The organism is Mesoplasma entomophilum (genome assembly GCF_002804125.1).
In the GTDB taxonomy this organism is placed as follows: Bacteria; Bacillota_I; Bacilli_A; order Mycoplasmatales; family Mycoplasmataceae; genus Mesoplasma; species Mesoplasma entomophilum.
The window spans coordinates 75,230-91,054 of record NZ_CP024966.1; the positions used below are offsets into that span (position 1 = coordinate 75,230).

The 15,825-nt window shown below is 27.7% G+C and carries 13 protein-coding genes; all 13 read left to right on the forward strand.

Annotation, left to right across the window (positions count from 1 at the left end; translation table 4 throughout):
* Window positions 1-77 precede the first annotated feature (77 nt).
* Window positions 78-2,081 (forward strand): excinuclease ABC subunit UvrB, encoded by a 2,004-nt coding sequence (gene uvrB / locus MENTO_RS00290; protein ID WP_099650918.1) that lies wholly within the window; start codon window positions 78-80, stop codon window positions 2,079-2,081.
* The gene (uvrA, locus tag MENTO_RS00295) at window positions 2,081-4,930 is read left to right on the forward strand and encodes an excinuclease ABC subunit UvrA (protein ID WP_099650919.1); all 2,850 of its coding nucleotides are present in this window, start codon (window positions 2,081-2,083) and stop codon (window positions 4,928-4,930) included. Before uvrB ends, uvrA begins: the two co-directional genes overlap by 1 nt.
* Window positions 4,914-6,020 carry a bifunctional folylpolyglutamate synthase/dihydrofolate synthase gene (locus MENTO_RS00300; RefSeq protein WP_099650920.1) on the forward strand — a complete coding sequence of 369 codons (1,107 nt, stop codon included), beginning with the start codon at window positions 4,914-4,916 and terminating at the stop codon, window positions 6,018-6,020. Before uvrA ends, MENTO_RS00300 begins: the two co-directional genes overlap by 17 nt.
* A 16-nt stretch (window positions 6,021-6,036) precedes the next feature.
* Window positions 6,037-6,711 (forward strand): folate family ECF transporter S component, encoded by a 675-nt coding sequence (locus MENTO_RS00305; protein ID WP_099650921.1) that lies wholly within the window; start codon window positions 6,037-6,039, stop codon window positions 6,709-6,711.
* Between the two features lie 169 nt (window positions 6,712-6,880).
* Window positions 6,881-8,485 carry a hypothetical protein gene (locus tag MENTO_RS00310; RefSeq protein ID WP_099650922.1) on the forward strand — a complete coding sequence of 535 codons (1,605 nt, stop codon included), beginning with the start codon at window positions 6,881-6,883 and terminating at the stop codon, window positions 8,483-8,485.
* A 71-nt stretch (window positions 8,486-8,556) separates the two neighbouring features.
* Window positions 8,557-9,111 (forward strand): hypothetical protein, encoded by a 555-nt coding sequence (locus MENTO_RS00315; protein WP_099650923.1) that lies wholly within the window; start codon window positions 8,557-8,559, stop codon window positions 9,109-9,111.
* Between the two features lie 188 nt (window positions 9,112-9,299).
* The gene (hprK, locus tag MENTO_RS00320; RefSeq protein ID WP_099650924.1) at window positions 9,300-10,232 is read left to right on the forward strand and encodes an HPr(Ser) kinase/phosphatase; all 933 of its coding nucleotides are present in this window, start codon (window positions 9,300-9,302) and stop codon (window positions 10,230-10,232) included.
* A gap of 7 nt (window positions 10,233-10,239) precedes the next feature.
* Window positions 10,240-11,850: a prolipoprotein diacylglyceryl transferase family protein gene (locus MENTO_RS00325; RefSeq protein ID WP_099650925.1), complete on the forward strand. Its 1,611-nt coding sequence runs from the start codon at window positions 10,240-10,242 to the stop codon at window positions 11,848-11,850.
* Window positions 11,834-12,769 carry a thioredoxin-disulfide reductase gene (gene trxB / locus MENTO_RS00330; RefSeq protein ID WP_099650926.1) on the forward strand — a complete coding sequence of 312 codons (936 nt, stop codon included), beginning with the start codon at window positions 11,834-11,836 and terminating at the stop codon, window positions 12,767-12,769. Before MENTO_RS00325 ends, trxB begins: the two co-directional genes overlap by 17 nt.
* Window positions 12,770-12,796: 27 nt before the next feature.
* Window positions 12,797-14,215, forward strand: coding sequence for a prolipoprotein diacylglyceryl transferase family protein (locus MENTO_RS00335; protein ID WP_099650927.1), 1,419 nt, complete (start codon window positions 12,797-12,799; stop codon window positions 14,213-14,215).
* 20 nt (window positions 14,216-14,235) lie between these two features.
* The gene (gene whiA / locus MENTO_RS00340) at window positions 14,236-15,189 is read left to right on the forward strand and encodes a DNA-binding protein WhiA (protein ID WP_099650928.1); all 954 of its coding nucleotides are present in this window, start codon (window positions 14,236-14,238) and stop codon (window positions 15,187-15,189) included.
* 58 nt (window positions 15,190-15,247) lie between these two features.
* On the forward strand, window positions 15,248-15,484 hold the full coding sequence (locus MENTO_RS00345) for a helix-turn-helix domain-containing protein (RefSeq protein ID WP_099650929.1): 237 nt from the start codon (window positions 15,248-15,250) through the stop codon (window positions 15,482-15,484).
* A gap of 73 nt (window positions 15,485-15,557) precedes the next feature.
* The gene (gene secG / locus MENTO_RS00350) at window positions 15,558-15,824 is read left to right on the forward strand and encodes a preprotein translocase subunit SecG (protein ID WP_099650930.1); all 267 of its coding nucleotides are present in this window, start codon (window positions 15,558-15,560) and stop codon (window positions 15,822-15,824) included.
* The last annotated feature ends 1 nt before the right edge of the window (window position 15,825 follow it).

A 15,825-nucleotide genomic window follows, 5' to 3' on the forward strand; every position in this document is an offset into this window, starting at 1 on the left:
ACTAGAGTAAAGTCTAGTGTTTTAGGCATTAAGTAACCACGAACCACGGAACCACGGAAATTACGGAGGAAATAAAAATGAAATATATAAATAATAATAAATTTGATTTAAAAAGTAATTTTAAACCTGGTGGTGATCAGCCAAAGGCAATTGAAAGTCTTTTAAAAGGTTTAAAAGAAAATAAAAAACATCAAGTTCTTTTAGGAGCAACTGGAACTGGTAAAACATTTACAATGGCTAACATTATAAAGGAAATTAATAAGCCAACTTTAGTTTTAGCTCATAATAAAACTCTAGCAATGCAACTTTATTATGAGTTAATGGAGTTTTTCCCAAATAATAGAGTTGAATATTTTGTATCAAACTTTGATTTTTTTCAACCAGAAGCGTATAAACCAGCAACAGATTTATACATAAATAAAGATGCAAGAATAAATATGGAACTTGATATGTTAAGAATGAGCGCAATGAATGCATTATCAATTTCAAACGACACAATTGTTGTTGCTTCTGTTGCTGCAATTTATCCGTCGCAAGATCCTGTTCAATATGCATCAAGTTTTTTTGAACTAAAAACAGGTCAAAAGTTTTCAAAAAGAGAACTATTAACATATTTAGTAAAAACAGGTTATACAAGAAATGATGTAGAAAATTCTCCTGGTACTTTTAGTGTTAAAGGTGATGTTATAAAAGTTGTTCCTGGTTGATCCATGTCAGCTATGTATCGTTTTTCATTATTTGATGATCATATTGAAATGATTGATATGTTAAATATTGTTACTGGAGCATTAATTGAAAGAATATCAACAGTTACAATATACCCAGCACAAGCATATGTAACGCCAGAAGATAAGTTAAAACAGGCTTGTTTAAATATTAGAGAAGAATTAGCAACAAGACTTAAAGAGTTAAAAGAAGAAGGCAAATTATTAGAAGCCGAAAGACTAGATCAAAGAACAAGATATGATTTAGAAAGTTTAGAAGAGTTTGGTTTTTGCAGTGGAATTGAAAACTACTCGGCTCATTTGGATTTTAGAGCGCCGGGCGAAACTCCATATTCATTATTAGATTATTTTAAAGGTGATTTTTTAACTATTATTGATGAATCACATATAATGGTTTCTCAAGTAAGGGGAATGTACAACACTGATAGAAGTAGAAAGCAAACACTTGTCGAATATGGTTTTAGATTACCATCAGCATTAGATAATAGACCATTAAATTTTGAAGAGTTTACCGGAAAACTTAAACAAGTTATATATACTTCTGCCACCCCTGGTGACTATGAGTTAGATTTAGTTAATAATGAAGTTGTTGAACAAATTATTAGACCAACAGGTTTATTAGATCCTATTATCGAAGTTAAAAAAACTGAAGGTCAAATTGAAGACATAATTGAGCAAATACATCAAAGAACAAAAGTTAACGAAAAAGTTTTCATAACTACATTAACAATAAGAATGAGTGAAGACTTAACAAGTTACTTACAAGAAAGAAATATTAAAGTAGCTTATTTACATTCGGAATTAAAAACACTTGAGAGAAGTGAAATTTTAAATGACCTTAGACGTGGTGTTTATGATGCTGTTGTTGGAGTTAACTTACTGCGTGAAGGTTTAGATTTACCAGAAGTAAGTCTAGTTTGTGTTTTAGATGCGGATAAGCAAGGTTTTTTAAGAAATACAAAATCTCTTATTCAAACTGCAGGTAGAGCAGCAAGAAATGCTAATGGTAAAGTAATTTTTTATGCTGACACAATTTCAACATCAATGCAAGAAGCTATGGATGAAACAAACCGTAGACGTGAAATACAAAAAGCATACAATGAAAAACATAATATAATTCCAGTAACAATTACAAAGAAAATAAGTCAATCAACTTTAAGTGAAGCAACTAAAAAAGAGCTTGATAATATTAAAAAACAAAAAACTGCAAAAGGCAAAAAAGAAGCTTATCAAAAAACAATTGATGATATTAGAGCAGAAATGATCCAAGCAGCTAAAGATTTAGATTTTGAAAAAGCAGCAGTTTTAAGAGATACAATTATTGAATTAGAAGCTAAAAAAAGTGAGGTAAAATAATGGAAAATAAAATAGTAATAAAAGGTGCTAGAGAAAATAATTTAAAGAATGTTGATTTAGAAATACCCAAAAATAAATTAGTTGTTTTTACCGGATTAAGTGGAAGTGGTAAATCATCATTAGCATTTGCAACAATTTATGCTGAAGGTAGAAGAAGATATATAGAATCACTTTCAGCTTACGCAAGACAATTTTTAGGTGGAAATGAAAAGCCTGATGTTGATTCAATTGAAGGATTGAGCCCAGCAATTTCAATTGACCAAAAAACAACATCGCACAACCCTAGATCAACTGTTGGTACAGTAACAGAAATTTATGACTATTTAAGATTGCTTTACGCAAGAGTTGGTACACCATACTGTATTAATGGTCATGGTCAAATACATGCAGCAACAATTAAAGAAATAATTAACAATATAAAAAATACAACCGAAGAAGATGAACAAGTTTATATTTTATCACCAGTCGTTAGAGACAAAAAAGGAACACATAAAGATTTGTTATCAAAATTATTGGCAGAAGGTTTCATTAGAGTTTTAATTGATGGCGAAATCAAAATGTTAGAAGAAGAAATTACATTGGATAAAAATCAAAGACATAATATTGATATTGTTGTTGATCGTTTAATTTATCATGACGATGATGAGGTTCATTCAAGATTATTTTCAGCTATTGAAATAGCTTTACAATACTCAAATAGCTTAGTAAAAATAAAGTACCCGCAAACTGAAAATAAAGAAGATAATTTATTTTCAAATTCATATTCATGTAATGTGTGTGGATTTAATATTCCTGAGTTAGAACCAAGACTGTTTTCTTTTAATGCACCTTTAGGAGCATGCGGTGATTGTGATGGTTTAGGTGTTAGATTGGTTTCTGATCCAGAACTAATTATTCCTGATAAAACTTTGTCAATTAACCAAGGTGGAGTAGTTTATTTTAAAAACTTTTTAAATACAGATAATCTAGAATGACAAAAATTTAAAATTCTTTGTGATTACTATTACATTGATATGAATTTGCCAATTGAACAACTAACTGATAAACAGATTAAAGCAATACTTAGAGGTAGTGATGAACAAATTGAAATTAAATTACTAAGTAGTAGTGGAAGAAGATATGACTCATATGATTTTATTGAAGGAGTTGCAGACTTAATTCAAAGAAGATATTTTGAAACAAAATCTGAAGAAATTAGAAAATGATACACAAAGTTTATGTCATCAAGTGTTTGTCAATCTTGTGATGGAGCAAGATTGAATCCCACAGCTTTATCAATCAAAATAGCAGACAAAAATATTTTTGATTTCACAAAAATGAGCATTCAAGATGAATTAGAATTTATTTTAAATGTTGAGTTAACACAAACACAAGCTCAAATTGCTAACTTAGTTTTAACTGAAATTACAAATAGAATTAGCTTCTTAAATGAAGTTGGTTTAGGTTATTTAGATTTAGCAAGAACAGCAACTACTTTATCTGGAGGAGAAGCTCAGAGAATTAGATTAGCAAAACAAATAGGTAGTCAGCTAACAGGGATTTTATATGTTCTTGATGAACCTTCAATTGGATTGCACCAAAGAGACAACGATAAATTAATTAAAACTTTAAAACACTTACGTGATTTAGGAAATACTTTGATTGTTGTTGAGCATGATGAAGATACAATGAAAACTGCTGATTGAATTGTTGATGTTGGCCCTCAAGCAGGAGAGCATGGTGGACAAATTACTTTTAGTGGGACATATGATGAAATATTGAAATCAGATACTATAACTGGTAGATACCTTTCAGGTAAAGAAACAATTCCAGTTCCTAAAAAACGTAGAATCGGAAATGGCCAAAAAATTGATATCGTTGGTGCTAGAGAAAATAATCTTAAAAACGTTAATGTTTCTATTCCATTAAATAAATTTATTGCTATTACTGGGGTAAGTGGTAGTGGTAAATCTACATTATTAGAAGACATTATTTACAAAGGGATAAGAAAAAATCTTGCAAAAGAAACAATAATAACTGGGAAATTCAGTAAAATGAATGGTCTAGAAAATATTGATAAAGTTATTTTTATTTCTCAAGAACCAATTGGTAAAACCCCAAGATCAAACCCTGCGACTTACACTGGTGTTTTTGATGATATTAGAGATTTATTTACAAACTTGCCAGAAGCAAAGATTAGAGGATACAAAAAAGGTAGATTTTCATTTAATGTACCTGGTGGTAGATGTGAGCATTGTTACGGTGATGGGGTAATTACTATATCAATGCAGTTCATGCCAAGTGTAGAAGTTGTGTGTGAAATTTGTGAAGGTAAAAGATATAACGATGAAACTTTACAAGTTAAATTTAAAGAAAAAACAATTGCTGATGTTTTAAATATGACTGTTGAAACAGCAGCTGCATTTTTTGAAAACATTCCAAACATCAAGGATAAGTTAGATACTATATTGGAAGTTGGTTTAGGTTATATTAGACTTGGACAATCTGCAACAACATTATCTGGTGGAGAAGCTCAAAGAATTAAATTATCAACTTACTTATTAAAAAAACAAACTGGAAAAACAATGTTTTTATTAGATGAACCTACAACTGGTTTACATATTGATGATGTAAAAAGATTAGTTCACGTTTTAAATAAACTAGTTGATTTAGGAAATACTGTTGTAGCTATTGAACATAACTTGGACTTCATTAAAGTTGCTGATCATGTTATTGACTTAGGGCCAGAAGGTGGAATTGGTGGTGGTTTAATTGTAGCTGCTGGAACACCTGAACAAGTTGCTGATACAAAGGGCTCATATACTGGAACCTATTTAAAAGGATATTTGTATAATGATTTCAGTAGATAATTTTTTAATACCAATTCAACAGAGATTTCAAAATGAATATAACTTGGATAAAGTTTTAAAAAAATTAAATAATATTGAAAAAAACATACCAGTTATTAATGTAGTTGGTACAAATGGAAAAGGAAGTACTTCTTTTTTCTTATCTAACGGGTTAAAAACAAAGTATAAGAAGGTTGGTTTATTCATTTCACCGGCTTTCTTATATCATAATGAAAGAATTCAAATTAATAATGAGCCAATAAGCGATGATGACTTAAAAAAATATGTTTTAAAAGCTGAAAAGTTCATTAAAGAATGTAAACTTACATTTTTTGAAACATGAACTCTCATAGCAATTATGTATTTTAATGACAACAAAGTTGATATTGCAGTGATTGAAGCTGGAATTGGTGGTCTTAAAGATTCAACTAACTTATTTTCAAATCAGCTATTAACTTTATTAACCTCAGTTTCTTATGATCACACAGAAATATTAGGAGAAACAATTGAAGAAATAATTTATCAAAAAATTAATATTGCTAAACCAAGAACAACTTTAATAGTTAGTGAAGATAATTATAAATATAAAAAAATAATTGAAAGTAAATTAAATAAAGATATCACTGTTTTATACTCAAACAAATTAGAAGAGGAAACAATAATATATCAAAAGGCTAACAAAGGTTTAGCAAAAAAAGCTTTAGAATTTTTAGGAATTAATAATTTTAACTGTTTAGATTTAAAACCAATGATTGGAAGATTTACTCAAGTAAACTATCATAATAGAAAAATAATAATTGATGGAGCTCATAATTTAGACGGCATCAATTCTTTGATCAGTAGTATTGAAAATAAAAATGAGTGAACTGTTTTATATGGATCAATTGAAGGAAAAGAACATAAAAAAATATTAGATTCCTTAGATGCTAACTTTAAAAGTGTTAATATTACAAATTTTGATTTTCACAAATCATGAGAAATAGATGACATTGATCATATAAATAAAATTAAAGACTGAAAACAGTTTATTGAAGAATCAGAAAATAATTTATTAATTTGTGGAAGTTTGTATTTTATTCCACAGGTTTATGATTATTTAACTAGTAAATAAGAAAAGAGGTGGTTTCATGCTATTTTGAATAACAAACTTAATAGCAGGCGTACTAATCCTCTTAATGTTTTTTATTGGAATTGGAATAGATAAAATTTATGCTAAAAAATTCTCAGTAAAAAATATTACATTATTAGGTTTGATTGTTGCATTAAGTATTATTCTTACAAATGTTGTAGGTTATTCTATGGTATTTGGTTTTAGAATTATGATAGGTAATTTTATGATATTTTTCGCAGGAATGATATTTGGTCCCCTTGGAGGAATTGTTGCTGGTTTTTGTTCAGACTTGGTTGGATCAATGATAAATATAAGTGGAACATTTCACTTAGGATTTATGTTTGCCAAAATTTTTATTGGATTTTGTGGGTCATTGGTATTTTTGTTTAAAAAGAATAATTGATGATTTATTAAAATGGTATTCTTTTTAATTTTAAGTTTAGCAATAACAAGTTTTTTAATTACTCCAATTTGTTTAGTTGCAAGTGGTTACACTAGTTTAGCAGCAATAAACTTTGTAAAAAAGATAATTATTCTTCCTATAGAATTAATGATATTTATTCCTAGCATTTATGCATGCCTAAAAATAACTAACATTTTGCTAAAAAGCGAAATTAGTCAACCTTCAAGACCTTGGTTTTTGAAAAGCGGTGAACTTAATTTTATATTGAAAAAAATAGTTAGATTATAATTTATAAAAAATGCCTTATATTATATGCTGAAAAAAGTCAGGTATATTTTACAAATTTGTATTTGCATTTTGTATATTATTTTCTTTTTAAAACAAAATTTTCATATAGATACTTACTAATCTTTTATATTTTAACTGTGTTAAAATTGAATTATAGAAAGAGGTTAAAGTGAGTTTAAAGAAAATTTTTATAATTACCGTATCCGCCTTTACATTAGTAGGGTCAGGAGCTCTTGTTGCATATTCTAGTAAGAATAACTTAGATTATGTACAAGAAAATTTTAAAAATTTGAGAGAAGAAATGTTAAATGAATATAAAGCTGATTTTAAATATTCCAAAATTCTTGATAGAGAACTTATTAATTATGGTTTTAAAGAAAATGGGAAAGCAAAAGTAAACAAAGAAACTGAATATTCTTTTTTAGGACAAGAAACAAGTAAATATATTAAAGTTTATGATTACTGAGACGAAAAAGCGGGTTATTTTGGTGCACGAAGAGTTTATCTTTATGAAAAAGATAAAATTGAGAATATTATTTATAATTTTTTTGATAAAGAATTAAATGACAGTTATTTTAAACAATATAACTACTATAATTTTGAGAATGAAACATCATTTGTTAATAAATATTTAAGTTTATCGTCAATTCATCCTACAAATGAATTTGAAAATAAATTATCAAATTTGTATCTGAATAAAATTAGTTATGCAAATAATGAAGAATTAAATTATTTATCTGATTATGCTTACAATCAATATGAAGGTGAAATTGCTAGTGAAAAAAACACTGACTATTTTGTACAAACAATAAATGGTTGGGATTTGGTTGGTGGTTTTATGGAAGCTTTTAAAATATATTTAGTAGCTTTTGTAATTGTTTCAATAATAACAGCAGCTATAGCTTCTTTAATTGCAACATCTGCGGGAACTGGAATGGTAGGTTTAATACCTTTAAAGGCTGCTATTGTAAAAGCTTTAACTTCTTCTGGAATTGTGGTTAGTGGAATTGAAACAAGCATTATAGCTTCTATAATAGCTATATTAATTAAATATCCTATAAGACAAAACTTTAATGCAAAATTAATCATTCAAATGATTCAAAACAAAGAAATTAATTCTATTTTAGAAAGTAATAAAAAGGCTCTTTTAGAGGGTTATGGTGAAGATGTTTGAAAAAAATATGAGGAATATTTTAAAAAAGGTTTTAACAATGGATTAGGCGGTAAGTTTGGTTCTTGATTTGGAAGCGTAAGTGTAAAAGACAGAGCGGTTCTTATATCTGATCAGACTAAAAATCCGCTATGGGATTTGAAAAGTGCTCCCTCTAATTCAACTGCTAAGTTTAGGGAGTGATTACCTTGAATGACTTATACAAAGAAAAAGAATTACGATCATTATTTTAACAGAACACAAAAACTTACTTTTTTTACAGCAACGTTAGCAACTAAATTTACATGAACAGGAACATATTATGGCGATATTAATTCGCCTATGGCCAATAGTTATCAACTTGATAAATCAGGGAATTGATTAGAAAAAACTACTTTAAATTTAATGCCATATTATCTAAAAAAAACTAAATCTACATCAAAGTCAATGTATATTTCTGAAAATCTAAAAAATACAAGATATTATGCAACCATGTATAAAGACAATAAGAATGACTTTAGTAGCTCACTTGATTATAAAACAAAAAATACACTTCAAAATTATCCAACATTGAATCAGTATAATAATTCTAAATTTGCCTCATTTGGTATTATATTTAAATAATTGAAATCATATTCGTTGCAAAATTGGAACATAATATTTGCATTTTTATTTAAGAAGAAAGGGGTTAAAAAATGAATAAAGAAAGTTTTTTTCTGAAAAATATTAAAAGAATTTATATAATTTTTTGATTTGTTTTTGCTTTGCATGCAATAATTTTTTTAGTTCTTTTATCAATTGTTATAGTTAGTTTTTACTTAGAAAAAATTGACATAGTTGCTTTTTATATTTTAATTTTAGAGATTTCTTACATATGACTGTTCTTGCTATTAATTGGCATTTATTCATTTTGTAAAAGATTAGATGTAAATGATCACATTTTAAATAAAGAATTTATGGTTTTAGTACTTAATAAAAAAATATGGAAACAAAATTACATGGATTCCGCTAAACCAAGGCAATGATTAATTTTTAATTTTTTTACATTTATTTTTCCTGTTGCTTCTATTGTGGCAACTCTTGGAACGGGATTCCAATTATCTATTGATTTGATGTTGAGTATTATTTTTATATTACCGTTCTTAGTATTTTATTTATCAATGAAAATTGGGTTCTTAATATTTGGTACATCAATAAGAAAAAATGCTAGTCAAACTATTTTAAATGACGATTTAAAAACATTAATTTAAAATATAAGATTTTATAAATAACAGCCTTATATATTTTTGCTAAAATAAGCCATTTCATAATTGAAATGGTTTTTATCTGTTTTTAAGTTTTTCTTTATAAAGTAAACTTTATTTTTATTGTAATTACTAATAATCATTTATAGAACAAATATAGTAAAATTATAATAATAAAAAAGGAGCTGTATTTAATGAGCAAATTAACTATTAAAGAACTAGTAAATAAATTTGATTTTGAAATTATTTCAGGGGCAAATAATATAAATAATGAAATTACAGTTTATGGTCTTAACCGTGCCGGCTTAGAATTAACAGGATATTTTAATGAACAAGAGGACAAAAAACATAAACGTGCTATTTTAATGTCTTCAAAGGAAAATAATTATATGACACAATTTTCTGATCAGGAAGCTTTTGAAAAGTATACTAATTTATTAAAAATGGGTTCACCTGTAATTATCATTACACAAAAATTTACGGATGAAAGATTAAATAAAATTGCTAGTGAATTAGATTTTCCCTTGTTAAGAATAAACTATCCATCAACTAGTGAATTAACTCAAAAAATATTAGATATTTACGATTTGTATTTTGCTCCAACAATTGAAGTTCACTCAACACTAATGAATATATTTGGGAAAGGTGTATTAATTTTTGGACAATCAGGGATTGGTAAATCTGAAGTTTCATTGGAATTAATGAAGAAAAACCACCTGTTTGTTGGGGATGACAGAATTGTTATTTCAAATAGAAATAGTGAATTATTTGGTAAATCACATGCACTTTTACAAAACTTAATTGAAGTTAGAGGAATTGGTATTATTGATATTTCTAAAGTTCAAGGTCAGCAATTAATAATGCCGGAAACGAAAATACATATGGGAATTGAATTATTTAAATTCCAAGAAGGTGGAATTGATAATACTGACAGGCTAGGTAATGAATGAACACAAAAAGATTTCTTAGGATTAAAAATACCATACTTAAGAGTTCCAGTTAGTGCTGGACGTAACCTAGCAAATATTATTGAAGCAGCAGTTGGTCAACTAAAAGTTAACGAAAGTACTGATGCTCAAGATATTATTGAATTATTAGCAAAGAGAAATAGTGAATTAACAGAATAGAGGAAAAATGTGAAGCACATATGATGATTACTATAAATGATTATTAAGTCAAAATACTACACCTGGAGACATGCGTCTTCTTTTTGGTTTAGTACCTGCTTATCCAGTATTTATGTTTTTGGGTATATGTTTAGTAATTTTAGTAACAGCGATTCAAATGAATAGAAGAAAAGTACCTCTTAGAGAATTAGAAATAGGCATTTTAATAATAGTGCCAATAGGAATTATTGGTGGTACTTTTTTTGGAAAAGTATTCTTGCCAAACTATCAAAGTTGATCAAATTTTTATAAAGTATTTTTCTTCTGACAACCAGGTATGTCATTTTTTGGAGCTCTTTTATTAGGCTCTGCTGCAGGTTTTGGTTGATTTTATAAAAGAAGTAAAGTAACTCAAATTTCAATGTGGGTTTATTTGGATTTAATTTTAGTAAATATTTTATTGGGTCATGCTCTTGGTAGATGAGGTAATTTATATAATCAAGAAATATTAGGGAATCCAGTTAGTTATGAAAGCATTTCGTGAATGCCTAATTTTATTAAACATAGATTATTTTATTTTCCAAATCTTATGTATTATGAAAATTCTCTTGAACCTGGAAGACATATTTATGATGACCCCTTATGATTTAAAAGTATTTATTCTAATGGAATTTTAAACTTAAGTATTACTAATAATTGAAAACACATCGAAACAGGCGAAACATTAACAGAACTTTTGACAAATAAGAGTTTATTTCAGTACAGATCTCCGTTATTTTTAATTGAAGGACTAGGGAATATTATTTTATGATTACTTATAACTTTTGGCGTAAGGAATATTAACAGATTTTCAAACAAAAAAAACAATCCTTGAAGTTTACAGCCAGAAGCATATCCAAGTTTTTGAAACCCAAAGTTTAAATCTATATCTGAAAAAAAACTGATAGACTGATATACATTAGCTCCTGTAAAATATAGAAAAGTTAAAATAACAAATGAAGATGGTGAATCTTATGAGCTAACTATGAGTTTAAGAAGTGTTTGAAATAAAGCATATTACTGAGTTGAGCCTGATTATGAATCTAACAAGAAATTATTTTCTCAAATAGAAGAGTGAAGAAGTGACTTGTACAATGCTACTTTAAAATACCAAAGCGATAAAAAGCAATTTAAAATAAAATTAGAAAAAATGAAAAATGAATTTAATAAAAAATATAAATTCACAAAAAGTAATTTACAAGAAGAATTAAAAACGCAGTATAAAAATAACGTCACTTTAGAAAAACAAAAAATGAAAGAAAAACAAATAGAATTTAATAATAAATTTTCATTTGGTCAAAGGTATTTAGGCGTTAATCCATATGGAAAAGAACTTGAAAAAGCAAATAACCCAAATGGTTTTATTGTCACAAGATGTGGAGTTTCTGCTGGTTCATATATATTAGGTTATGGTATACTTAGAACAATATTAGAAACTCAAAGACAAGCAACAGAATATATGATTCCAAATCATGTAGTTGTTAACTTCTTAGTCTTGAGTTTGATAATACTTACAGGAATATTTATAATTGTTATGACACAATTTGTTATTCCATATAAATGAAGGGAAATTGGGTGGTTATATGAAAAAACATACTAATGAAAACTTAAAGGACATTTTAATTATTGGTGGTGGCCCAGCCGGTTTAACTGCTGGAGTTTATGCTGCTAGAGCTGGAATGAAAACTATCATTTTAGAAAAAGAAGCGCCTGGTGGAAAAATGGTTAAAACCGATACGATTGAAAACTATCCTGGCTTTGATAGTATCAAGGGACCAGATTTAGCACTAAAAATGTATATGCAAGTAATTAATCTTGGAGCTGAATTTGTTTATGATGAAGTTATTAAAATTGAAAAAAATGAAGAAACATTTACAGTAACTACTAGAAATGGTCAAACAATTGAATCTCTGAGTGTGATTGTTGCAACTGGTACATTAGAGAATAAATTAGGAATACCTGGTGAAGATCAACTTTATGGAAAAGGTGTCAGTTATTGTGCTGTTTGTGATGGAGCCTTTCATAAAGGGAATCCAGTAGCAATTGTTGGTGGAGGATATTCAGCAGTTGAAGAAGGAATTTATTTAAGTAAATTTGTAAGTAAATTATATGTTGTTGTAAGAAAAGATCACTTTAGAGTAGACTCTGTGACTTTATCTAAATTGGAACAACTGGAAAATGTTGAATTTATAATGAACTCTGTTGTTAAAAAAGTTAATGGGAACGATAAAGTAGAATCAGTTGAAATTGAAAATGTTATTTCTAAAGAAGTTAAAACTGTTCCTGTAACTGGCTTATTCCCTTATATTGGAGCAACTCCAGTAACTCAATTTTTAGAAAATCTTAATTTAAATAAAAGCGAGGGCTATTTAACTGGAGATGCTAAATTAAAATCTAATGTTAAAGGTTTATTCATAGCTGGTGATGTTAGAGAGGTTCCATTGAGACAAATTGCTATCGCAGCTGGTGATGGAGCTTTAGCTGGGCAAATGGCTGTTAACTACGTACAAGAATTATAATTAATAAATAAGAGAGGCGGATGCAATATGGATATTAAAAAGGATAAGTTTAATAAAATTGCTTTTGATTTTAAGAGAGATAAAATAAAATGAATTTCAATAGGTTTATGAGCATCATTATTCATTGCTGTAATAGTTTTATTTTCTGTTTTTTGAACAACAAAAAATGTAATTTGAACTCAGGAAGATAGTTTTTCAAATTCTACAACCGGTCTTGCGGAAGACCAAATAAGTTATGGTGGCATAGCAAAATCATATGGTGGAATAGCGATCTACCCAATGGCAATGACAATTGGTATGTTAGTTGCAATTTTATTTAGTTTGTATAAGTTTTGGAAAAAAGGACTTGATGTAATTCATCTTTCTATAGGTATAGCTATATGTATTCCTATATCTTTAATGGGTGCAAGTTTCTTTGGTAAATTAAATGCGCAATCTCCCGGAGTCAATGCTGGAGGCGTTGGATTTTGAGGACTTTTTGCATTTTGAGAGCCAGGCATGGCAATTCACGGAGGAGTATATGGAGGATTGTTAGCAGGAATTATCCTTTTCTATTTCGTTGGCAGAAAAACAAAAACATCTATGTTAGTTTATGCAGATGCGATTGTACCTAATATACTTTTAGGTCAAGCTATAGGTAGATGAGGTAATTTCTTTAATCATGAAGTTATGGGTGCACCAGTAGCTGTTACATATCATGGTGGAGGATGAAATTTAGGGTCCAACGGAGTTGATTGAACTAATGTTCATGATTACTATAGTTGACTGCCAAAATGAATAGGCAGAAATTTAATGGTTAGGGCGGATTCTTCTCAAACCATTAACGGTATTACATTTAACAAAGGCGACTTAGTTCAATTATCACCAATTTTCCTTTATGAGTCATTGAGTTTATTAGCTGCATGATTAATAATAACTTTCATTATTCCTAATATAACTAAATGAATAAGCAAAAAACCTTGAAAAGTTGAATCTGGAAAATATAACTATAAATTATCATTTTCAATAAAACAATGATTTATGCCTTGAATAAAATCAACTGATGAAGTTCAATCATCAAGAGATATATGAAATTTAGCGTACTTTAGAAATATTGATGAAAAAGCAAAAGAACAATATTTAATAAGTTTGGAATTGGATAGAAAAAAATATTTAAAACCAAAAGAGATTAATAAAGCTAATAAATTGAATGATTATATTTCAACTAAAGCTGGAGTTGAATGTTTTGCATATTTCTTCGCATGAAATTTTGTAAGATTTTTCTTAGAATTAAGTAGACCAGATGACCATTTATTTGTTATGTATGATAAACCGTTATCCTTATCATTGATTCTTATATCTGCTTTTATTGGTTTAATTGGAATGGTTGCTTCGCAGTATTGATTACCAAGTTTAATTAGAAAAAACGGCTATTTATACGAGAAAGAATATTTTTCATTAAATTAAAATAAGGAAGGAGTGAAATTATGTCATTTGCACTAGCGGTTAAAGAAGAAGTAATTTCACACACTTTTGATGATGAATTAGGAAAAGCTTTTTTAGCAGGATTTATTAAATATAATGGTGACTTGATTTGAAATTCAGGTAATGAAAAATTGAAGTTAACATCAATTAGTAATAAAATTGCTAGAAGTATATTTGGTCTTTGCAAAAAAATGTTTGATGGTCATATTGAAATTTCAGTTTCTCAAACACAAACTTTAAAACAAAATAAAACATTTCAAATAACCCTAATAGGCAAAATTTCGAAGTTTTTAAAATTATTAAATATTTGAGACGAAAATGGAATAAAGGTTATTGAGTTTAAACCTTTAAAACAACAAAATAATAAAGAAGAATTAACTAAGTTAAAACGTGCTTATATGGCTGGTGTATTTGTTGCAGTAGGTTCTGTTAATTCACCAGAAACAACTAATTATCATTTAGAATTGCAATTTAAAGATGAAGAGTCAGCAACTTACGTTATTGAGTTAATGAACAAGTATGGTTTTGATTTTAAAATTTTAAAAAGAAATGAAAAGTTATTTATATGTTATATTAAGAAAGCTATAATGGTTTCTGACTTTTTAAAATTTATTGATGCTTATCAAGCTGTCATGAATTTTGAGAATGAAAGAATTATGAGGGATGTTTCAAACAATGTAAATAGAGTTAATAATATTGATATTTCTAATGAAAAGAAAACTCTATCTGCGGGACTAAAACAAATAGATCAAATAAGTAAAATTCAAGCAAACTTGGCAACAAAAAGACTTTCTGAAAAAGCTGCTTATCTTTGTGATCTTAGAATTCAAAATCCAAATGCATCTTATGCTGAGTTAACTGAATTAATGAATGAAAACGGCTACGAAATAACAAAATCAGGAGTAAGCAATTTATTTAAGATAATTGAAAAATTAAGTTTAGAATTTAAAGTTTAATATTGGACAAAACCACTTTTTTAATGTTTAATTGAGATAGGGAAAAGGTGGCAAGAAGATGAAAAAATATGAAAACGAAAATGCACTACTTTTAATAGTAGCTGCAAATTTAAAAAAAATCAGACAAGCTAAGAAGCTAAGTCAAGAGGAACTTGGTTTTAGATGTGGTATTTCAAAAAATTATATTTCTGATTTTGAAAGAGGAAGAAGAAATATAACTATTAAAGTTTTTCAAAAAATAGTTGAAGGATTAGAAATACAACCTGAAGAGCTATTAAAAACCCACTCTAAATAGTGGGTTTTATATAGTATTGAAATATAAAATGTAGTATTATTAAATATAATAAAAACAAAAAGGAGATAATTTTATGAATTCATCAACAGCACAAATAATTATTTTAGTTATAGAGATTGTAGCAATGGTAGTATCAATAATTATGATTTTAATTGGTATTTTTCAAAATAAAAATTCTCAAAGTGGATTAAGTGCATTAAATGGTGGTAATGACGAATTATTTTCAAATTCAAAAGAACGTGGATTAGATAAAACCTTGTCTACTTGAATGATGACATTGGGTATTATATTTTTTGTAGTAGCATTAGCTGCATGTATATTAACAAACATGTATCTATAAT